Genomic DNA, 20,147 nt, shown 5'->3' on the forward strand with positions numbered 1-20,147 from the left:
AATGCTGGATTGCCGGCTGTGGGCCGATTGCCCATATTGGACCCTATTGCCTGCCTAATCAGGGGCAGGCGTGGACAATGGCAAGGTTGGGCCTACCAGTAGACCGATATATGAATAAAAACGACGAACCTCAGGACCGCGACCGCCGCCCCGACTCATGGCATTCGGTGGCCTTTGCGAAACAACGGCTGCTGGGCGTCTGGCGCGAGCTGATCCGGGTCAACGCCAGCGATAGGCGCTGGGAAATGCCCCTGGCCGCGGCCCTGTCCTCCGGCCTGCCCTTGCTGGTGGGCGCGTATTTCGGGCGCATGGACTACGGCCTGATGTCCAGTCTGGGCGGCATGGTGTTCCTGAGCCTGCCCAATTCCTCGCTGCAACACAGGATGATGATGTTGCTGGCGGCCTCGTTCGGGATGGTGGCTTGCTATGCGGTCGGCGCGCTGACGCAGTTCTGGCCCACGGTGATGCTGGTCGCGCTGACCTTCATCGCCATGGTGGTGAACATGGTCTGCCGTTGCTACCGGCTGGGTCCGCCGGGCAGTCTGTTCTTCATCATGGCCACGGCCATCGCGGCCTACACGCCGGGACGCGTGGAAGACATTCCCATGCGCGTGGGAATGGTGGCCCTGGGAAGTCTGGTCGCGTGCCTGGTGGCGTTCGCCTATTCCTTGCACATGACGCGGGTCGCGCCGCCTCCGCCCGAAACAGCGTTGCCCAAGCCCACCTTCGACTTCGTGGTCTATGACTCCGTGATCATCGGCATGTTCGTGGGCGTGTCTCTGCTGGTGGCCGAACTGCTGCAATTGCCGCGACCTTATTGGGTGCCCGTGACCTGCCTGGCGATCATCCAGGGCGCAAGCCTGATGGCGGCCTGGAACCGCCAGCTGCATCGCATTCTGGGTACTGCCGTCGGCTTGTGCGTGGCGTGGGCCTTGCTCAGCCTGCCGTTGAACGTATGGACCCTCAGCCTGGTGATGATGGCGCTGTCGTTCGGCATAGAAACGCTGGTGGTGCGCCACTACGCCAGCGCGGTTGTGCTGATCACGCCGCTGACGATCTTCCTGGCCGAAGCGCCGCACCTGGGGCAAGGCTATCCCGAGGCCGTCATCGAGGCGCGATTCCTGGATACGGTGGTTGGCGCTTTCATCGGCGCAGTGGGCGCCGTGCTGCTGCACAACCAGCGCATACGGCCGCGCTTGTCGCGCTGGATGCGCGCGGTGCTGCCCAAGCGCGTCAACTGACGGCGCGGCGTCCGGGCGCCGTCAGGCGGTCCGTTTCTTGACCAACACCACCAGGGCGATGCCCAGCAGTATCAGCGCCGAGGCGGCCATCAGGATGCCGGTCACCGGTTCATCCAGGAACACGGTCCCGCCGAACGCCGTCAGCACCGGCACGCTGAGCTGCACGGTGGCGGCGTGAGTCACTTTCAGGTCCTTGAGCGCGGCGTACCAGAAGATGTAGCCAAGGCCCGAGGTCACCGCGCCGGAAACCACGGCGTACACCGCGCCGGCGGCATCGTAGCCCACGCGGGCAGCCAGGGCATGCAGCAGGAACAGCAGCAGCGCGACCGGCGTGGCGCGGATGAAATTTCCCGCCGTCGCCGACGCCGCATCCTTGGCGCTGCGGCCCAGCAAGGAATAGGCGCCCCACGCGATGCCGGCCACGATCATCAGCAAGGCGTGGAACAAGGGCGGCGCGCTGACGCTGGGCAGCATGAGGATGACCAGGCCGGCCACCGCCAGGCCTATGCCCAGCCCCTGCGTGACGCTCAGCCGTTCGCCGATGAAGAGTCCGTACAGGATCATGCTGATCTGAATGGACGCGAACAGCAGCAAGGCGCCCGTGCCCGCGGAGATCTGTGTGTAGGCATAGGCGAAGGCCAGCGCATAGGCCAGCAGCGCCAACGCCCCATGCCAATTGCCCTCCATACGCCCGGCGGGCTTGCGCAGCCGCAGCATCAGCCAGAGCACCAGCGCGCCGGACCCGATGCGGATGGCGACGAAGGTGGCGGGGTCGATCGCGGTGTGTTTGAGCGCCAGGCGGCACAACAGGGAGTTGCCGGCGAAGGCCAGCAGGGAAAGCAGGGTGAGCACGAACAGGCGGGGCGTCATGGCCTAGGAGTTCCCTTCGGTGCCGCGGAGAGCGACGGACCACCGATTCGGGGATCGTAGCGCAAGGCATGATTCCCGTCGCTGCTGCGGCATTGGTGGGAGAGGGGGGCTGCGGCGGGACGTTGCGATATTTCCCCGCCCGGACGCGTGAACGGCGCCGGACGCTGAATTAAAGCGGGAATTTCCTCAAGTTTCTGCTGCGGAGGCCGTTATTGCCGATACAGCCTCCAAAATCCACCGAAAAAAAGCAGCTATGTTTAATCTCATTTCGTTCGCCGTAACGATCATCGCCGTGATCGCTTGGGTCATCCACCGCCAAAAGAAGCGGCACAACGCGTTGTTGGCGAAGTTTCGCGAACACAATCAAAGGCAGGGTACGTCCTTTCCGGAGGACAGCGTCGACAACGAACTGATACTCAGCGACGCGAATAAGAAATTTTTCATCGCGTTCGACCCCCAAACGCGAAAAATTTGCATGGTGTCCGGCGCCAAGGATCGCGGAGAAGTCCTCGACTTTTCGTACATCAGGCAGTGGCAGTTGAAGTGGACCGAGGTTTCCGGCAATGGCTCGCATTCTTTCAAGAATGTCCATTTCGACTTCTCCACCAGCGACCTCAAAAATCCCTTGGTCCGGGTCCCCGTCACCGGCAAACGCTATGGCGACGTGTGGAACAGCCGCCTTGGAATTCTGCTGGGCGGCTGAGCGGTTTCAGTCCTGGCCCCGTCGTAGCGCCGTGCTTCGCGGCGGATTTCCGCTACGCGTTGCTTTTCCGCATGCCTCTTCCCTCCTGTGCTTGCCCGCTGCTTTGACCGCTCCGGCTAGGTGGCGGCGTAGCCATTCCCGCAATACGCCGGGTCAGTCCGGACGCCAATCGACAACCAGCGCCCAACGGACAGAATCACAAGTTTCAGTGATATTCGATCGCAACACTTTGATTTAAATTTCGTCAGCAAATTGCATCAAAAGATGTCGTGCGACGCTGGTCAGAAAAGGCCGCAGCGTCCAGAAGCCATCGGCCATGCAATGCCTGCGCACTTCACAACGAATAGAAAGCGCTGCAATCGGAGTTTTGAATGAAAAGGTTCAGATTGTCGGCCGCTGCCGTTGCGGCGCTTTCCCTCGGAAGCACTTCGGCACAGGCCGTGGAAACCTATGAGGTGAACGATTCCCAGGGCGTGCCGTTCATGCTTGTGCGCGTCTTTGGCGTGGAGGATGGTCCGTACACCGATGATGACGACGATGGGCCGGAAAAGTCCCTGTGGAATCTGTCGTCCTCGCAAAAGGCGGGAATGCTGGGTGGGCTGCGGCATTGGGCGCAGACCATCAACGTCGTGCCGGGTCAGGCGCCCGCGATCATCAATATCGGAACGAACAATGACGACAACGCATACGCGTATAGTCCGCTAGTCGATGGAGACCAAAACCTACCTACCCAGGTTCAGGCCGCGCTTCAGAATCGGCCGCCCGGCGACTTGACGCACGGTGCGCACGGCGTGATCGTCATCGGTACGCTACGATTTTCGAATGCGCCATACATTCCATCGCAGTTGCCGCTCAATGTTGAATTCGATCTGCCCTCTACCGTGTATCACGAGGTCGCTCACGCGCTAGGCATATCAAGCTCGACGCTCAATGCCGACACACGTTCAGGTCGATATTCCCCTTATTTCGCTCCAAATAGCAGCGCCTGGACGACGCATCTGCGCGATGACTACGGCCGTGCGGCACAGCCCGGCCAGGCGATCTATTGCACTGGCTGCGAGAATCCCGTCAGCGACGACATGTTCGACGCAAGACGCGATCAAGCCTATTTTTCTGGTGACCATGTCAACGAGGTGCTGGCAGGCGCGATGCGCGGCGTTCCCGTGCGTATGCTGGGCGACTCCGGCGACGTCGATGACAACTTCATGTCGCACATCGAGCTCAAGAACAGCATGATGAGCCACCAGAATTATCAGAACTACACCGTGTTCATGGAGGCCGAGCTGGCGGTCATGCAGGACCTGGGCTACAAGATCGACCGCCGTAACTTCTTCGGCTCCTCGATCTATGGCAGCGGCCTGAAGATCATTAACGACAACCCCTTTTTCGGGCGCAACGCTGCCGGCACCGCCTACATCCCGAATACCTACAATACGGCGCAGGTAGGCCTGGGTTTGCACGTCTATGGTAGTTTCAATGAGGTCTACCAGCGGGCAGACCTGCTGTCGGCGGGCCGCGGTGGCGGCGGCATTCGTGTCGATGGCGAAGGCAACACGGTCACTGTCCTGCCTGGCACGCGCGTCTATGCCGACGGCCCCTACGCGCGCGGGGTGATGTTCGCCTATGGCAAGAATCACAACTTCGTGCAGCGTGGCGATGTGCAGGCCCTGGGCGAGCACGGCATTGCGGCAAGCTTCGACTTCGGCCACAACGCCATGGGAGACGACACGGACTACCGTGGCTCATACATACGCGATGTGCAAGGCGAGCCGGATGACTTGCTCGACGAAATCAATGGTCCGCTGGTTGCCACCGTCGACCTGACCGGGCGTCTTGCCGGCAAGCACGCAGCGATCTACATGAGCGAGAGCGGCTACGTTGGCCAGATCAATGTCATGCGCGGCGCCTCGCTGTCCGGTGACATCCTGTCGTCCTACGCGCAAGAGGACGAGAACGGCGCGTTGCGTCTCACGAAGCTGAGTTTCGGTACGGCGCCCGACGCAAACGGGCGATCGACGAACCGGCCAGACCCCAACTTTGCATTCCGATACGACGGCAACATCGTCGGCATCAATAATCTGTCGCTGCAGATGGCGGGCGGCGTCACGCAAATCAATGGCAATCATGCCGTGTACGACGTGAACGTGGCGCAGGGCGCCACGCTGACCGGAAACAGCAGCTACCTGCTCAACCCAGCTGGCCTCTTCGTCAACAACGGCACCGTCGCGCCAACGCCCTGGGGCAGCATTGAGGTAGATGGCGACTATGTGCAAACCCCCACGGGACGCTTGCAAGTAGCGCTTGATAGCTCAGGCGAAATCAGCGGGCTTGCCGTGAGCGGCAATGCGTCGCTGGCCGGCTCTCTGGCGATAGCCCCGCAGCGCGGCTGGTACGCGACAGGCTACAGTGTCACGTCGGACGAGTGGTTGAGCGCGGACAGCGTCACCGGCGCTTTCTCCAGCGTGTCCGCGGTGCTGGACTCGCCATCCCTGAGAGCCACCGCCATGGCGCAGGGCAACAATACCTATCGCATCGCGTTCACACGCGACGCGGACGCCTACGCGCGGCTTGGCGCTGATGGCAATGGCCGGAGCGTCGGAACCGCGCTGGATAAGATCGCCGGCAATGCTGGCGCCGGTTTGCAGCCGCTGGTTGCCGCGCTGGACTTTTCGGCGCCGAACGGAAGCGACGTGCAGTCAGCCCTGCGCCAACTCTCTCCGTCCGCGTATGGCGCGATGTTCACCGGCGGCCTGCTGCGCGAGCGCCAGATCACCGATATGGTGGCCTCTGCCGTCGGCACGGACGCCACGGAGCCTGCTGGTGGCACCGCAGCGCGCGGGACGTGGCGCGCGTTCGCCGTGCCGTTCGGCAGCGGATACAGAACCAGCCGTAGCGGCGACATGGCAGGTTCCAGCGGCAATACGTACGGCTTGGTTTTTGGCGCGGAAAAGGTCGCGGAAGAGGAGCGCGCGTGGACCGTCGGCGTACACGCGGCGGTCAGCGGACAATCAACCCGGCTCGATGACCAGACTCCTGCTTCGGGCAAGTCGACAGCGTTCGGCATCGGTGTGCAAGCACGCTACGCCTCCGATGCGAACGCCGGTCCCCATGCGTTTGCGTTGGCGCGGATCGGCGCCGAAGACGTACGCGTCAATCGCACGATAGACGTGAACGGCTATTCCGCGAAGCCGCGCAGCAGCTGGACCGGCGCCACCGCGACCGTCACGATCGGCGGCGGTTGGCGGTGGAAACTCGGCGAAGGCTCAAGCGTCGGCCCCGTTGCGGCGCTTGATTACAGCGCATTGCATCGGCCTGACGTCTCCGAAAAGCGCAGCGATGGCGCTGGACTGGATCTCGATGGCAAGACCTTCAACTCATTGCGCACGCGCCTTGGCGGCGAGATTCGCTACAAATTTCCGACATCCGCTGGCAATACGATGACGGCCAATCTGCAATCGACCTGGAATCATGAACTGACCAGTGGCGCGATCACCCAAACCGCGTCGTTTGCCGGATATCCCCAGGCGAGCTTCAGCACCCGCAGCGAAGTGGTGGGCCGCGATAGCCTTGGCCTGCAAGCCGGGCTGTCTTACAAAATGGGGCGGAGCACGACTATCGGTGCCGCCGTATCGAGCAACTTCTATCGGGGCGGAGATTCCGATGTCGCCGGCACGGTCTCGGCGACGTGGCGCTTTTGAGGGGACTCTTGGGCCAGATATGGGCGCCCGATTCGTCTCAGCCCGCGCGCGCCTTGGCGGAAGCCTTGGGGCTCATTCCCTGGGTTGCATGCTTCCACAAGGCGCCGACCGCCGCGGCTTGCCGTCCGGCAGCCGAGCGCACCAGTCCGAATTCCCGCCGGATCGCCGGCGCCAGCGGGACGGCCCGCAATTGGCGCATTTCCGGGGGCAAGGTGGACTCCGGCACCACTGCAACGCCCATGCCCTCGCGGACCAGCGCGCAGGCGCTAGCCCAATCACGGACCGTGACGCGAATGTTGCTCAGCTCGGTTCCGGCTTGTCGGGCCAGGCTCAGGCCATTCACGGAGCAGCCGCCGGTCGCCAGAATGAACGGCTCGTCGGCCAGCTCGGCCAGCGTGACGCCCTGCGATGACGCGCGGCGGCTGAATACGTGTGCGTTGGGCAACAGCGCCATCCAGCGGTCGCGGCCCAGGATCAGCGCCTGCCTTTGTGGGGCGGGATTCATCACCACGCCGAGATCGATGGCGTCGCGCGACAGCCAATCTTCGACTTCTTCGTCCGTGCCTTCCAATGCCACGACCTCGATGCCGGGGTGGCGTTGCCGGAAGCCGTGCAGGAGCGGCGGCAACAACGTCGAGATGACCGAGGGAAAACTGCCCAGGCGGATGCGGCCTTGGCTGAGTCCTTTGCTGTCGTCGGCGAGCACGCGGATGGACTCCAGGTGAGACAGCATCGCGCGGGCGTGTTCGATCACCTGTTCGCCCAGCGCCGTTGCCGCCACTTCCTTGCGCGAGCGGGTGAATACCTGGATCCCCAATGACGCTTCCAGTTGCGCGATGGCCTGGCTTGCGCCGGACTGGGTAATGCCGACACGTTCGGCCGCGCGCGAGATGTTGCCCATGTCGGCCGTCGCGACGAGCAGGCGCCAGTGTCCCAGGTTCAACATGTTAAGTAGCTGAGCTAATGGTAAGAAAATAAAGCATTAATTTTACCTGCACGCAGCGGCGCGAGACACTTCCATCCCCGTTGTTCCATCGGAGATGTCATGAAGCTCTACTACGCCCCGCACACCTGCTCGCTGTCGCCGCACATTGTCTTGCGCGAACTGGAATTGCCGTTCGAACTGGTCAAGGTGAACAACCAGACCAAGCAGACCGCCGACGGCCGCGATTTCCGCACGATCAACCCGAAAGGCTATGTTGCCGCGCTGGAACTGGACGACGGTGATGTGCTCACTGAAGGGCCGGCCATCGTGCAGTATCTGGCAGACCTGCGGCCCGACATGCAGCTAGCGCCGCCCAACGGCACGCGCGAGCGCACGCGGCTGCAGGAATGGCTCAACTTCGTGACCAGCGAGATCCACGCGGGATCGGCTCCCCTGTTCCAGGCGGCCTTGCCGGAAGCCGCCAAGGCGCATTTCCGCGAACGGCTGTTCAAGCGCTTTGATTACCTGGACGGCATCCTGGCCCGGGGCAGCCATTTGATGGGCCAGCGGTTCAGCGTGGCCGATGCCTATCTGTTTACCGTGCTGGGATGGTGCAGGTTCTTCGCGATCGACCTGGATCGCTGGCCGTTCTTGACGGCATACGTCGCCCGCATTGGGGAGCGCTCGGCGGTGCAGGCCGCGCTGCGCGCGGAAGCGTAGGGATGAACGTCTTGCGGTTACCGCAATCGATGGACTAAGCCTGCTGGCGCGTGGCCGCCAGAACGATTTCACGCACGCACACCCCGTCCGGTTGCATATAGGCGTAGTGGATGGCGTTGGCCACGTCCTCCGCGGCCAGCACTTTGCCGCCCATGTCGGCCTTCCAGGCTTCATAGCCCGTCTTGATGTCCGCGTCGGTGGTGTGGCCCAGCAGTTCGGTCTCCACGGCTCCCGGCGCGATCGTGGTCACGCGCACGTTGTGCGCCGACAATTCCTCGCGCAGGTTCTCCGACAAACCGTGCACGGCGAACTTGGTGCCCACGTAGGCCACGTGATTGGGGAAGGTCTTGCGGCCGGCCACCGAACTGATGTTGATGATGCTGCCGCGCTTGCGCTGGACCATGCCCGCCGCGACCGCGTGCACGCCGTTCAGCACGCCTTTGACATTCACGTCGAGCATCCGGTCCCATTGATCGGGGGCCTGGCGCGTGATGTCGCCCAGCAGCATGACGCCCGCGTTGTTGATGAGCGCATCGGCCGGGCCGAAGCGGGCTTCGCCTTGCTGCACGGCCGCGGCCAACGCGGCGCGGTCGGTCACGTCCACGGATAGCGCCAGGGTGTCGGGCAGGTTCAATGCCTGCATTGTTTCCAGCCGGCGGGCCAGCAGCAACAGAGGATGGCCGTTAGCCGAGAACAGGCGGGCGGTGGCTAGACCGATGCCGGAACTGGCTCCGGTGATGATGACCAGCGGTTTTTTCGAAGAAGGCATGGTGGGCTCCAGGTATCGGTTTTATGTATGCTTGAGTGTCTGGAATGATTCTATGCTAGAGAATAATCCTTGAGAAATGGTTTATTTCTTTGGGAGAAATCGGAAAATCTTATGGATAGCCGTCAGCTCAAGGCCTTTGTTGCCGTCTTCGAAGAGCGCAACATAACCGGCGCCGCCCGCCGCCTGCATCTGAGCCAGCCGGCGCTGTCGGGCACGATCAAAAGCCTGGAGGACTTGCTGGGCACGCAATTGTTCACGCGGCAGGCGCGCGGCGTGGCCGTGACCGAGGACGCCCGTATCCTGTACCCGCAGGCGCGGCGCATCCTGTCGCAAACGGACTCGATGACACACCAGTTCCGCCATGGTCCGCACGCGTTGCGCATCGAGATCGGTGTGGAGGCGGATATCTCCGGGCGGGATATCGCCGCCTTCATGCGCGCGGCGCGGGAGGTCGTGCCGACGCTTTTCGTGAGCCTGCTTGAGGGCTGCGATGGCGATGCCCGGCTGGCGACCGAAGACGAGCGCTGCGAGGACGAGCTGTTCTTGCCGCTGTCCGTCGATCCTTATGTACTGGCCATGCCCGAAGGCAGCGGCGCCGGAACCGCATTGCCGTGGATCGTGTGCCCGAACCATCCGACACATCAGCGCCTGCTTCCCTTTTATGGCGAGGCGGCAAACACGCCGGCCGCGCACGCGGGGTCGCTGCGCCTGGCATTGGCGTTGACGGCCGCGGGCGCCGGCATGTGCGTGGCGCCAGAGTCGCTGGCGCGGAGCCAGGCCGGCGTGGAAATCCGCCCCATCGATGGACTGGAAATGTCGCGCCGCATTGGACTTTGCTACGCGGTGCAGTCGCTGGACAAATCCGCGGTGGCAACGCTTGTGGAGCGGTTCCGGGATCGTCCGCTGCAGGCTTGGCATGCAACATGAAAAAGCCGTTGGCGACGAGCGTCAATGGCTCTTTGAATGCTGATGAACCCCCGGCGCCGGGTTGGAGAAAAGCCGTTCGGCGCAATCGAGAGTTCCGGAAGGAAAGGCGCCAGACTACAACTTCACTCGTTAAGTTGTAGTCTGGCGCCTTTCACCATAAAACGTGGCCGCGCAGCGGCCGATCAAAGAGGAGAGAAATATGACGATGCTATCCGGCGCCAAGCTGGGCAGGGCGGTATTGGGGATGACGCTGGCTGCCGTGGCGTTTGCCGCATCGGTTTCCAATGCACGCGCGGATGACTATCCTTCGCAGCCGATCAAGCTGATCGTGCCCTTTGCCGCCGGCGGCGGCAATGACGGGATTGCGCGTCTGCTGGGGCAGTTGCTGTCCGATGGCCTGAAGCAGCCCGTGGTGGTGGAGAACCGCCCCGGCGCGGGCGGCAAGCTGGGCGTGGAGCAGGGCCTGAGGTCAGCGCCCGATGGCTACACCCTGACCTTGATTTCCAATAGCTATTCAGTCAACCCCAGCCTGTACAAGCTGCCGTTCGACCCGGTGGAGGACATGACGCCGATCGGCATGATCGCGCGTGCGCCGTTCTTCGTGTCGGTCAATCCCAACGTGCCGGTGGACAGCCTGGCCAGTCTGCTGGCCCTGGCCAAGAAGAAACCGGGCGGGCTGACCTATGCCTCGTCCGGCACGGGCGGGATTTCGCATCTGGCGATGGAGGCCCTTCTGAAAACGGCCGGCATTTCCATGGTCCACGTGCCCTACAAAGGGTCCGCGCCGGCGTTGACGGACACCGTCTCAGGCCAGGTCGATGCGATGCTGACCACGGCGGGCTCGACCCTGCCTTACCGCGAGGACAAGCGCCTGAAGGTGTTGGCCGTGACCTTGCCGCAGCGCGTGTCCTCGGCGCCGGATATCCCGACGGTGCGCGAGGCCGGCGTCCCGTACGACGTGACGGTGTGGTACGGCATCATCGCACCCAAGGGCGTGCCGCCGCAGGTGCAGGCCAAGCTCAACGCCGCGATCAATGCGGCCGTCGTGATGCCCGAGATGGCCGACCGTCTCAAGGCAACCGGGGAAGCAGCCGCGCCGGGCAGTCCGCAGGCCTTTCGCGATCAGATCGTCAAGGAGATCTCTCTGTGGGGCGATGTGGTGCGCGAGGCGGGCGTGACGGTCAATTGATCGCCTCTGCCTCTGCCTCTGCCTCTGCCTCTGCGGCCTGGGCCGAGGCGGCAATGGCCTCGGCCTTCAGTAATCGGCCATGAAAAAAGCCGCTGACGGTAAACGTCAGCGGCTTTTTTCGAATTCTGGTGCCCGGGGCCGGAATCGAACCGGCACGCCTTGCGGCGGGGGATTTTGAGTCCCCTGCGTCTACCAATTTCACCACCCGGGCAAGGAGGTCGCGGACACGTCCAGATGACGGTCGCGGGAGAAGCGAAGACGGCGATTATATGCGGTCTTTCATAAATTGTCAGGCGGCCCCGAAGCAAGCCGTCTGACAGGAGCCAGTCCCCGCGCGCAGGCGCGGCCGGGACCGGCTCCCTGAGGGGCCCGCCGCCTTACTTCTTCTCGGGCAGGAACCAGTTCATCACCAGCGCGCAGATGCCGCCGGTGGCCACGCCCGACTCCAGCACGCTCTTCACGGCATGCGGCAGGTGCGACAGGATTTCCGGCACTTGCGACACGCCCAGGCCCAGGGCCAGGGACACGGCGATGATGAGCAGCGCGCGGCGGTCCAGGTGGATGCCGGCCAGGATGTTGATGCCGGACGCGGCGACCGCGCCGAACATGACCATGGCGGCGCCGCCGAGGACGGGTTCGGGTACGGCCTGCAGGATGCCGGCCACCGCCGGGAACAGGCCCAGCAGGATCAGCATGCCGGCGATCCACACGCCGACGTGGCGGCTGGCGATGCCGGTCAGCTGGATCACGCCGTTGTTCTGCGCGAAGACCGAGCTCGGGAAGGTGTTGAAGACGCCGGCCAGCAGCGAGTTGGCGCCGTTGACCAGGACGCCGCCCTTGATGCGCTGCATCCACAGCGGGCCCTCGACGGGCTGCTTGGACACCTTGCTGGTGGCGGTGACGTCGCCGATGGCTTCCAGGGACGTGACCAGGTAGATGATCAGCATGGGCACGAACAGCGCCCACGAGAAGCCCAGGCCAAAGTGCAGCGGCGTGGGGATCTGGAACAGGGCGGCTTCGCGGGCGCCGGTGAAGTCCAGGCGGCCCATGTAGGCGGCGGCGATGTAGCCGACGGCCAGGGCCAGCACCAGCGCGGTGCTGCGCACCCACACGACCGGCACGCGGTTCAGCAGGATGATGGTGCCCAGGACCAGGCCGGACAGGGTCAGGTTCTCGGCGCTGGCGAAGGTGCCGTTGCCCATGGCGCTGTAGCCGCCGCCCATGCTGATGAGGCCGACCTTGATCAGGGTCAGGCCGATGAGCAGCACCACGATGCCTGTGACCAGCGGGGTGATCAGGCGCTTGACGAAGGGCAGGATGCGGCTGATGCCCATTTCGACGAAGGAACCGGCGATGACCACGCCGAAGATCGCGGCCATGACGGCTTCGACCGGGGTGCCTTGCTTGACCATGACCGAGCCGCCGGCGATCAGCGGGCCGACGAAGTTGAAGCTGGTGCCTTGCACGATAAGCAGGCCGGCGCCCAGGGGGCCGAAGCGCTTGCACTGGACATAGGTGGCGATGCCGGAGATGACCAGCGACATGGACACGATCAGGGTGGTGTCGCGGCTGCTGACGCCCAGGGCCTGGCAGATCAACAGGCCGGGGGTGACGATGGGAACCAGGATGGCCAGCAGGTGCTGCAGGGCGGCGACGAAGGCGACGGGAGGCGCGGGGCGGTCATCGGGGCCGTAGACCAGGTCGTGACTGGGATCGGCTTCGGAGGCGCCGTGGGGGGCGGGTTGGGTCAGGGAGGCGGGTTGCATGGCGGATGGGCCGGCCAGGGGGCGGGGTAGGGGAGGAAAGTGCGGGATTTTAGCGGGGAAGGCCCCGCGCCGTCCGGGGTAGGTTCGGGTAGGGACCAGGTTGAGGCCGGCATTGCGGCCGCTGGTTAGAATCCCTGGTCGCCAATCAAGGGCCGTCAGCCGCTGCCTCTCCATGCAAAAACGCGCCAAATGGACCGTGATTACCTTGGTCCTGATCATCGCCGCGCTGCCGATGTTCCTGCTGTTCTGGCTGATGGACGGCGACGATTTCGCGGCCGTCGACCATGGGCAGTCCTACGGCAACAGCATCTACAAGAACCATCAGGGCGGCGTCTACGCCGCCGTTCCCAGCAATGGCTATTACCGCCTGGACCAGGCCGATCCCGCCAGTTTCCAGGCATTCGATACCGGGGCATTCGACGGCAGGCAGGCGGCCCGGGACCAGCGTCACGTGTATTGCGGCAACCAGGTTCTGCCGGACTTGAAGCCGGCGCTGGCGCGTTATCTGGGCAACAGCTATTTCAGCGATGGCGCGGCCACGTATTTCTGCTCGATGCACAGCGTGCGCAACGAGGAACTGGGCATGTTGGACGAGTTCTGGCAGAAGATCCTGTACCGGGCGGATGCCGGCCCTAAGCCACAGACCTACCTGTATCCGTTCGTCGCCCTGCCGGCCAGCGCCCGGCCCTACCGGCCGCTGCTTGACAGCGAGCTGGCCACCGACGATGCGCGCGTGTACTACCGGGGCCGCGAAATGCCGCAGGCGCAGCCGGCCTCGCTGCGCCGCCTGCCGGCGGGCAGGGATGGCGACGTGCGGCCCAGCGACGATTTCTTCGCCGATGGCCGCCGCGTTTACTTCCACGAGCAGTTGCTGCCGCTGTCGGACGATCCGGCGTTGTACACCTTCATGGTGGGCGACCTGTACCGCCAACCCTATCTCCGTGATCCGCGCGACGGCATGGTGTACGTGGGCGCGCAGCCCTTCGACGCGGCGCATGCGCCGTATCGGCTGCTGAACGAGCAGGGGCGGCACGTCTACCACGCACTATTCGCGACCAAGGACGGTATCTATTTCTACAACACGCAGACGCGGCAGGTGGAGCGGGCTGGCGACGATCCGTTCGTCTCGGGGGCATACATCGAGTTGTCGCCCTACGTGTACACGGACGGCAGGCAGACGCTGTTCCTGCGGGCGCAGGAATCCTGGGCTCGTTCCTCCCGGGGCAGTGGCGGCGGGCTGGTCTCGCGGTCCACGCTGATCAATCGGCTGGAGGGCGCGCCGGATGGGAACTGGAAAAAGCTGGGCGCGGTTTATCACGGCTTCGGCACGGTCTGGCAAAAGGGCGACACGCTCTACTATCTGGACGAGCTGGGCCCCACGCAGCTTGTCTCCAACTCGATCTACCAAATCCTGGACCGCGGTACGGCGGATTTCCTGCTGCGCTCGCAGGAGACGCGGCAGATCACGGCAGCGGACATCCGCAAGCTGATCCGGGGCGGCAAGCTGGCGGTGCCGCAGCATGAAGCCGTGCTGGAGGCGAAAACACGCTACCGCAAGGTGTTCTCGATTTTCTGATGCGCCGCCGCCACTCCCCAAAATGGGAGGCTGCAAACGGGGCGGGAATTTCCGCCTGCCCTTGAAAACGCGCCAGTGGCCCCCACATCAGTAGGGTTTCCCGGCGGCCGCGCGGGCCAGATGTCCCGGCAGCCAATATCTGTCCCCAATTTACTTACCTAGCCACGTAGAACTATGAGCCAAACCGCCACGCCTTCCACGTCCGAAACCCTGGGGTTCCAGGCAGAGGTGAAGCAGCTGCTGCACCTGATGATCCATTCGCTGTACAGCAACAAGGAAATCTTCCTGCGCGAGCTGGTGTCGAACGCATCGGATGCCTGCGACAAGCTGCGCTTCGAGGCCATCGATCGGCCCGAGCTGCTGGAAGGCAATGGCGAACTGGCCATCACGGTCAGCTACGACAAGGCCGCCCGTACCATCACGATCTCGGACAACGGCATCGGCCTGTCGCGCGATGAGGCGGTGGCCAACCTGGGCACGATCGCGCGCTCCGGCACGCGGGAGTTCTTCTCCCAGCTGACGGGCGACAAGCAAAAGGACGCGCAGCTGATCGGCCAGTTCGGCGTGGGCTTCTATTCCTCGTTCATCGTGGCCGACAAGGTCACGGTGGTCAGCCGCCGCGCCGGCGTCACGGACGCGATCCAGTGGGAATCGGACGGCCAGGGCGAGTTCACCATTGCCGCCGCCGAAAAAGCCACGCGCGGCACGGACGTCACGCTGCATCTGCGCGCCGACGAAGACGAACTGCTCAATGGCTGGAAGCTGCGCGAGATCCTGCGCCGCTACTCGGACCACATCTCCCTGCCCATCCGCATGGCCAAGGAAGAGTGGGACCAGGAAAAGGGCGAGCAGGTCAAGACCGAAGAACTGGAAACGGTGAACCAGGCCAATGCGCTCTGGGCCCGCAGCAAGTCCGACGTCACGGAAGAGCAGTACCGCGAGTTTTACAAGACGGTGTCGCACGACTACGACGACCCGCTGGCCTGGACCCACAACCGCGTGGAAGGCCGCAGCGAATACACGCAGCTGCTGTACGTGCCCAAGCATGCGCCCATGGACATGTGGGACCGCGACGGCCGCCACGGCGTGAAGCTGTACGTGAAGCGCGTCTTCATCATGGACGATGCCGACCAGCTGCTGCCCTCGTATCTGCGTTTCGTGCGCGGCGTGATCGATTCGGCGGACCTGCCGCTGAACGTTTCGCGTGAAATCCTGCAGGAAAGCCGCGACGTGCGCGCGATCCGCGAAGGTTCGGCCAAGCGCATCCTGTCGCTGCTGGAAGACATGGCGGAGAACAAGCCGGAAGACTACGCCACGTTCTGGTCGGAGTTCGGCCAGGTGCTGAAGGAAGGTGCGGGCGAGGACTCGGCCAACCTGGAACGCATTGCCAAGCTCATGCGCTTTGCGTCGACGCAGACGGGCGACCAGGCCCAGACCGTGTCCTTCGCCGACTACGTGTCGCGCATGAAGGAAGGCCAGGACAAGATCTACTACGTCACGGCGGATACCTTCGCCGCGGCCAGCAACAGCCCGCATCTGGAAATCTTCCGCAAGAAGGGCATTGAAGTCCTGCTGCTGTCGGACCGCGTGGACGAATGGATGCTGTCCTATCTGCGTGAATTCGACGGCAAGTCGCTGGTGTCGGTGGCCAAGGGCGGCCTGGACCTGGCCGAGCTGGCCGACGAGGAAGAAAAGAAGCACCAGGCCGAGGTGGCCGAGGACTTCAAGCCGCTGGTCGAGCGCCTGCAGAAGACGCTGGAAGACCAGGTCAAGGAAGTGCGCGTGACCTTGCGCCTGGTGGATTCGCCGGCTTGCGTGGTGGTGGGCCAGAACGAACTCAGCCCGCACCTGCTGCGCATGCTGAAGGCAGCCGGCCAGGAAGCGCCCAACGTCAAGCCGGTGCTGGAAATCAATCCCGAACACCCGTTGTTGGCCCGCATCCGCGCCGCCGAAGACGGCGAGTTCGACCAGTGGGCGCGTCTGCTGCTGGATCAGGCGCTGCTGGCCGAAGGCGCGCAGATTGCCGACCCGGCTGCGTTTGTGAAGCGGTTGAATGCGTTGCTGCTGAAGTAAGCGGGACGCGTGCTTGAAGACGAAAAGGCGCCTTGGGCGCCTTTTTTCGTTTGAGGCGCCGCTCCATGGACGACGGCCAAGAAATTACCGATCGGTAATTTTGTGTGAAAATCAGGCCTGGATCGAAAAATTCTTCCCGTTCGGTAATCTTGCGGACTAAGAAAACCATGCTGCGGTAAATTTTTCCCGATCGGTAATTTTTTTGCCACGCCGATCATATTATTGTCCTAAAATTACCGAACGGTAATTTTGGAGGCGCTCATGCCCGCGAACGATATTCCTGCCGCGCTTGCAGGCGGGGCCGGCGTAACGATCCGCACCTCGACCGAACTGGGCGAGTTGGTGAAGGCCGTCCGGCGCTCGCAGGGTTTGCTGCAAGCTGACCTGGCCGGTCTGTCCGGCACCGGCAACCGCTATGTGGTGGATCTGGAGCGCGGCAAGCCCACGCTGCAATTGCAGAAGGTGCTGGACATGCTGGATCTGCTGGGCCTGGAAGTGCAGGTGGCGCCCAAGCGCCCGAGGCTGCCATGACCGTCGCCGACGCGCTGGACATCTATCACGCGGACCGCAAGGTCGGTCGCTTGTTCGACGAGCGGCCGTTGCGCTTCGTGTATGACGACGCTTGGCTGAATTGGGCTGGTGCGCACGCCATTTCGCCATCGATGCCTTTGCGCAGCGGCGATCATGCGGACGATGCGGCGCATGCATTCTTTGAAAACCTGTTGCCCGAAGGGCATGTGCGCAAGTTCTTGCAGGTCAGCCGCCATGCCACCACGGTCTTCGGTCTGTTGCGCAGCGTGGGCGGGGACACCGCCAGTGGGTTGACCATATTGCCGCAAGGCGAGCAGCCCGCGCCGGCGCGCCACCGGCCTGCGACGTGGCGGGACGTGGCAGTGCGCTTGCAGGACGTGGTTGTGCCCGCGTTGGCGGCAGAGAACGCCGAGGGCGCCCGCATTTCTCTGGCCGGAGCGCAAGACAAGCTCCTATTGACGGTCATGCCCGATGGTTCGCCGGCGATCCCCGAGGGTGCGGCGCCGTCCACGCATATTCTGAAGCCGGATATTCGCGGCCTCGACGGCGTGTGGTCGTCGGCCTTGAACGAGACGCTGGTCATGCAGCTGGCCGCCAGAATGGGCCTGGGCGTGGCGGAAGTCCACTATCAGCCCGATACGCACGCATGCCTGATTACTCGGTATGACCGCAAGCCTGACGGCAAGGGCGGCTTGCTGCGTCTGCATCAGTTGGATCTCTGCCAGCTGGCCGGCAAGCCGTCCGACGTGAAGTATGAGTCCGACGGTGGTCCATCGCTGCAGCAATGTCGGGAGTTGTTGGGAGGCATGGGCATAGGCGCCGCGGATTTGAAGCGTTTCCTGCAATGGATATTCTTCAACTTGTGCGTCGGCAACAACGATAGCCATGCCAAGAACCTGTCCGTGCTGCAGACGCCGGACGGCCTGTACCGGCTGGCTCCCTTTTATGACCTGATGTGCACGGGCATGTACTCCGGGCTGGCCCGCAATTTCGCGTTTGCGATTGGCGGCGAAATGAAGCCCGGCAGCATCGACGCGGAACATATCGCGGCCATGGCCAAGGAGTTGGGCTTTGCCCTGCGCTACGTCAGGGCGGTAGGGGAGTCCTTGGTGGATGCGCTTCCCGCTGCATTGGACGAGGTGCAGGTAGGGCTGATGGCGCAGGTGTCGGAGGGCGCGGAACGCACGCTGATCGAGCGCTTGGGGCGCTGGATCAAGGCCAACACCCGCAAGCATGCCAAGCGGTGGGCAATGGGCGCGTAGCCGCCCGTGGCCGCATGGGTTAGACCGTCTGGGCAACTCCCCCGCCCCGTATCACCACTGCATCCAGCGCCATGGCGCCTCGTCCCTCGGGCAGCGCCAGCAAGGGATTGATCTCCACCGAACTGAAGTCCGCGCTACGCGCGTGGGCGAAACGGGACAGAGCTGCCAGCGCGTCGGCCAGCGCATCGATGTCGCAAGGGGGCGCGCCGCGCGCGCCTTGCAGCAGCGCGTAGCCCTTGATCTCGCGGATCATCGCCATGGCCTCGTCGCGGCCGAAGGGCGCGAGGCGGAAGCTCACGTCCTTGAGCACTTCGACGAAGACGCCGCCCAGGCCGAACATGACGACCGGGCCGAAGACCGGATCGCAATGCACGCCGGCGATGCATTCGACGCCCTTGGGCGCCATGGGGGCGACGAGCACGCCGTCGACGCGGGCGTCGGGCCGGTGCTGGCGCACCGAGGCCATGATGTCGGCGTAGGCGCGCCGCAGCGCGTCCTCGCCGCGGATGTTGAGTTTCACGCCGCCCACGTCGCTCTTGTGCGTGATGTCGGGCGATACCACCTTAAGCACCACGGGGACGCTATCGCCCGAGGCCTCGCGGCCGGTTGCGCTCATGGCGGCAACGGCGCGCACTGCGGCGTCGGCGTCGGTGGCCAGCGTGCAGGGAGAGGCGGGCAAGCCGGCCTGGCGCAGCAGCTCCATTGCCTGAACTTCGTTATAGGCGCCCAGCAGCGGCGGAGTGTCGGCTGACTGGGTTGCGGGATCTTCCTCAGCCTTGTCGTGATCCGCATTGGCCGCCAGCCCGGCCACCGCGCCTATCGTGCGGATGGCGGCGCTGGGGTCAGGGAACACCAGGCAGCCCAGCTGTTCCAGTTCGCGGCGGCGCGCGGGGGGGAACAGCGCGCAGATCGCCAGCGGCACGTTGGGATGGCGAGCCTGCATTTGCCGTGCGAAGGCTTCGAAGGTGGGCCACAGGATTTCGGATGATCCGGCGGCGGCCAGGAAGACGGCCAGCGCGTCGTAGCGGCCGTCGGCCAGCATGTCGTCGGCGGTGGCCAGCAGCAACCCCGGTTCGGACACTGCCTGGCCGGTGACGTCCACCGGATTGCGACCGCTGGCGAAGGGCACGCGCTCCAGCAGCCGGGCTTGCGCATCGGCGGCGGGCTCGGGCAGTGCCAGGCCGGTGTCGGCGGCTTCGTCGGCCATCAACGCGCCGACTCCGCCGGAGATGGTGAAAATCCCCAGGCGCCGGCCTTGCGGCGGTCGTTTCCAGGTGTCCAGCGCATAGCCCAGATTGAAGAATTCCTCGATGGTGCGCGCGCGCAGGGCGCCGTATTGTCGGAACAGCGCGTCGTACACGGCGTCGTCGCCGGCCAGGGCTGCCGTATGCGAGGCCGCGGCTTGCGCGCCGGCTTGAGTGCGGCCGATCTTGGTGACGACCACGGGCTTGCCAGCCGCGCGCGCCGCGGCCAGCGCGCGGCGCAGCTTGGCGCCGTCGCGGCAGCCTTCCATATAGGCCATGATGACGCGGGTCTCGGCGTCGCGCGCCAGCCATTCGATGCAGTCGGCAACGTCGATGTCGGCCTCGTTGCCGGTGCTGATCCAGTGCGACAGGCCCAGGCCGCGATCGCGCGCCATGCTGTAGGCGTAGGCGCCGAATGCGCCGCTCTGCGACACCATGCCGATGCCGCCGGGGGCGACGACGCCGTTGGCCGGGGCCGGCGAGAACGTCGCATAGACCTTGCGCCGCACGTTCATGAAGCCCAGGCAGTTGGGGCCCAGCAGGCGGATGCCGCGCTCGCGCGCGATGGCGCAGAGCCGCTCCTGCTGCGCCGCGCCTTCTGCGCCGGTCTCGGAGAAGCCGGAGGTGAACACCACCGCCGCGCCGACCTGGCC

Annotated in this window: 15 protein-coding genes and 1 tRNA gene; 10 read left to right on the forward strand and 6 right to left on the reverse strand. The window is 64.3% G+C overall.

Going from position 1 to position 20,147, the window contains the following annotated elements:
• Positions 1-110: 110 nt before the first annotated feature.
• Positions 111-1,241 (forward strand): FUSC family protein, encoded by a 1,131-nt coding sequence (locus WBB14_RS34755; RefSeq protein WP_424243781.1) that lies wholly within the window; start codon positions 111-113, stop codon positions 1,239-1,241.
• Positions 1,242-1,262: 21 nt separating this feature from the next.
• Here WBB14_RS34755 and WBB14_RS34760 read toward each other — a convergent pair whose 3' ends face one another.
• Positions 1,263-2,111, reverse strand: coding sequence for a DMT family transporter (locus WBB14_RS34760; RefSeq protein ID WP_424243782.1), 849 nt, complete (start codon positions 2,109-2,111; stop codon positions 1,263-1,265).
• A gap of 253 nt (positions 2,112-2,364) precedes the next feature.
• On the opposite strand from WBB14_RS34760, the gene WBB14_RS34765 reads away from it, so the two are divergent.
• Positions 2,365-2,814 carry a hypothetical protein gene (locus WBB14_RS34765; protein WP_424243783.1) on the forward strand — a complete coding sequence of 150 codons (450 nt, stop codon included), beginning with the start codon at positions 2,365-2,367 and terminating at the stop codon, positions 2,812-2,814.
• Between the two features lie 371 nt (positions 2,815-3,185).
• The gene (locus WBB14_RS34770) at positions 3,186-6,512 is read left to right on the forward strand and encodes an autotransporter outer membrane beta-barrel domain-containing protein (protein WP_424243784.1); all 3,327 of its coding nucleotides are present in this window, start codon (positions 3,186-3,188) and stop codon (positions 6,510-6,512) included.
• Between the two features lie 37 nt (positions 6,513-6,549).
• Here the strand turns inward: WBB14_RS34770 and WBB14_RS34775 are convergent, their stop codons facing one another.
• Positions 6,550-7,458: a LysR family transcriptional regulator gene (locus WBB14_RS34775; protein ID WP_424243785.1), complete on the reverse strand. Its 909-nt coding sequence runs from the start codon at positions 7,456-7,458 to the stop codon at positions 6,550-6,552.
• 99 nt (positions 7,459-7,557) lie between these two features.
• Between WBB14_RS34775 and gstA the strand changes: the two genes are divergently transcribed.
• Positions 7,558-8,157 carry a glutathione transferase GstA gene (gstA, locus tag WBB14_RS34780; protein ID WP_424243786.1) on the forward strand — a complete coding sequence of 200 codons (600 nt, stop codon included), beginning with the start codon at positions 7,558-7,560 and terminating at the stop codon, positions 8,155-8,157.
• Positions 8,158-8,191: 34 nt separating this feature from the next.
• Here gstA and WBB14_RS34785 read toward each other — a convergent pair whose 3' ends face one another.
• Positions 8,192-8,926, reverse strand: a complete 735-nt coding sequence (locus WBB14_RS34785) for an SDR family oxidoreductase (protein WP_424243787.1) — start codon at positions 8,924-8,926, stop codon at positions 8,192-8,194.
• A gap of 111 nt (positions 8,927-9,037) precedes the next feature.
• Here WBB14_RS34785 and WBB14_RS34790 point away from each other — a divergent pair, with 111 nt between their 5' ends.
• Both WBB14_RS34790 and WBB14_RS34795 read left to right on the forward strand, forming a co-directional pair.
• Positions 9,038-9,853: a LysR family transcriptional regulator gene (locus WBB14_RS34790; RefSeq protein ID WP_424243788.1), complete on the forward strand. Its 816-nt coding sequence runs from the start codon at positions 9,038-9,040 to the stop codon at positions 9,851-9,853.
• 199 nt (positions 9,854-10,052) lie between these two features.
• Positions 10,053-11,042: a tripartite tricarboxylate transporter substrate binding protein gene (locus tag WBB14_RS34795; protein WP_424243789.1), complete on the forward strand. Its 990-nt coding sequence runs from the start codon at positions 10,053-10,055 to the stop codon at positions 11,040-11,042.
• Positions 11,043-11,168: 126 nt separating this feature from the next.
• Here the strand turns inward: WBB14_RS34795 and WBB14_RS34800 are convergent.
• Positions 11,169-11,253, reverse strand: a tRNA-Leu gene (locus tag WBB14_RS34800).
• A gap of 166 nt (positions 11,254-11,419) precedes the next feature.
• Complete coding sequence (locus WBB14_RS34805; RefSeq protein WP_424243790.1) at positions 11,420-12,808, reverse strand: uracil-xanthine permease family protein; 1,389 nt, start codon at positions 12,806-12,808, stop codon at positions 11,420-11,422.
• A 172-nt stretch (positions 12,809-12,980) separates the two neighbouring features.
• Here WBB14_RS34805 and WBB14_RS34810 point away from each other — a divergent pair, with 172 nt between their 5' ends.
• The 4 genes from WBB14_RS34810 (at position 12,981) to WBB14_RS34825 (ending at position 18,250) form a co-directional block, all read left to right on the forward strand.
• On the forward strand, positions 12,981-14,384 hold the full coding sequence (locus WBB14_RS34810) for a DKNYY domain-containing protein (RefSeq protein ID WP_424243791.1): 1,404 nt from the start codon (positions 12,981-12,983) through the stop codon (positions 14,382-14,384).
• Positions 14,385-14,558: 174 nt separating this feature from the next.
• Positions 14,559-16,457: a molecular chaperone HtpG gene (htpG, locus tag WBB14_RS34815; RefSeq protein WP_424243792.1), complete on the forward strand. Its 1,899-nt coding sequence runs from the start codon at positions 14,559-14,561 to the stop codon at positions 16,455-16,457.
• A 261-nt stretch (positions 16,458-16,718) separates the two neighbouring features.
• Complete coding sequence (locus WBB14_RS34820; RefSeq protein WP_207469482.1) at positions 16,719-16,988, forward strand: helix-turn-helix domain-containing protein; 270 nt, start codon at positions 16,719-16,721, stop codon at positions 16,986-16,988.
• Entirely contained in the window at positions 16,985-18,250 is a 1,266-nt protein-coding gene (locus tag WBB14_RS34825) for a type II toxin-antitoxin system HipA family toxin (protein WP_424243793.1), read from the forward strand. The genes WBB14_RS34820 and WBB14_RS34825 overlap by 4 nt, the downstream gene beginning before the upstream one ends.
• Before the next feature lie 19 nt (positions 18,251-18,269).
• On the opposite strand, the gene WBB14_RS34830 is transcribed toward WBB14_RS34825, so the two are convergent.
• Positions 18,270-20,147: acetate--CoA ligase family protein (locus WBB14_RS34830; RefSeq protein WP_424243794.1), on the reverse strand; the 1,878-nt coding region annotated here is incomplete at its 5' end.

The organism is Achromobacter sp., from assembly GCF_049647645.1.
GTDB lineage: Bacteria > Pseudomonadota > Gammaproteobacteria > Burkholderiales > Burkholderiaceae_B > Achromobacter.

Bases quoted from the DNA above. Each gene is read 5' to 3' on its own strand.
- WBB14_RS34755 (WP_424243781.1), top strand. From the start codon at position 111: ATGAATAAAAACGACGAACCTCAGGACCGCGACCGCCGCCCCGACTCA.
- WBB14_RS34760 (WP_424243782.1), bottom strand. From the start codon at position 2,111: ATGACGCCCCGCCTGTTCGTGCTCACCCTGCTTTCCCTGCTGGCCTTC.
- WBB14_RS34765 (WP_424243783.1), top strand. From the start codon at position 2,365: ATGTTTAATCTCATTTCGTTCGCCGTAACGATCATCGCCGTGATCGCT.
- WBB14_RS34770 (WP_424243784.1), top strand. From the start codon at position 3,186: ATGAAAAGGTTCAGATTGTCGGCCGCTGCCGTTGCGGCGCTTTCCCTC.
- WBB14_RS34775 (WP_424243785.1), bottom strand. From the start codon at position 7,458: ATGTTGAACCTGGGACACTGGCGCCTGCTCGTCGCGACGGCCGACATG.
- gstA (WP_424243786.1), top strand. From the start codon at position 7,558: ATGAAGCTCTACTACGCCCCGCACACCTGCTCGCTGTCGCCGCACATT.
- WBB14_RS34785 (WP_424243787.1), bottom strand. From the start codon at position 8,926: ATGCCTTCTTCGAAAAAACCGCTGGTCATCATCACCGGAGCCAGTTCC.
- WBB14_RS34790 (WP_424243788.1), top strand. From the start codon at position 9,038: ATGGATAGCCGTCAGCTCAAGGCCTTTGTTGCCGTCTTCGAAGAGCGC.
- WBB14_RS34795 (WP_424243789.1), top strand. From the start codon at position 10,053: ATGACGATGCTATCCGGCGCCAAGCTGGGCAGGGCGGTATTGGGGATG.
- WBB14_RS34805 (WP_424243790.1), bottom strand. From the start codon at position 12,808: ATGCAACCCGCCTCCCTGACCCAACCCGCCCCCCACGGCGCCTCCGAA.
- WBB14_RS34810 (WP_424243791.1), top strand. From the start codon at position 12,981: ATGCAAAAACGCGCCAAATGGACCGTGATTACCTTGGTCCTGATCATC.
- htpG (WP_424243792.1), top strand. From the start codon at position 14,559: ATGAGCCAAACCGCCACGCCTTCCACGTCCGAAACCCTGGGGTTCCAG.
- WBB14_RS34820 (WP_207469482.1), top strand. From the start codon at position 16,719: ATGCCCGCGAACGATATTCCTGCCGCGCTTGCAGGCGGGGCCGGCGTA.
- WBB14_RS34825 (WP_424243793.1), top strand. From the start codon at position 16,985: ATGACCGTCGCCGACGCGCTGGACATCTATCACGCGGACCGCAAGGTC.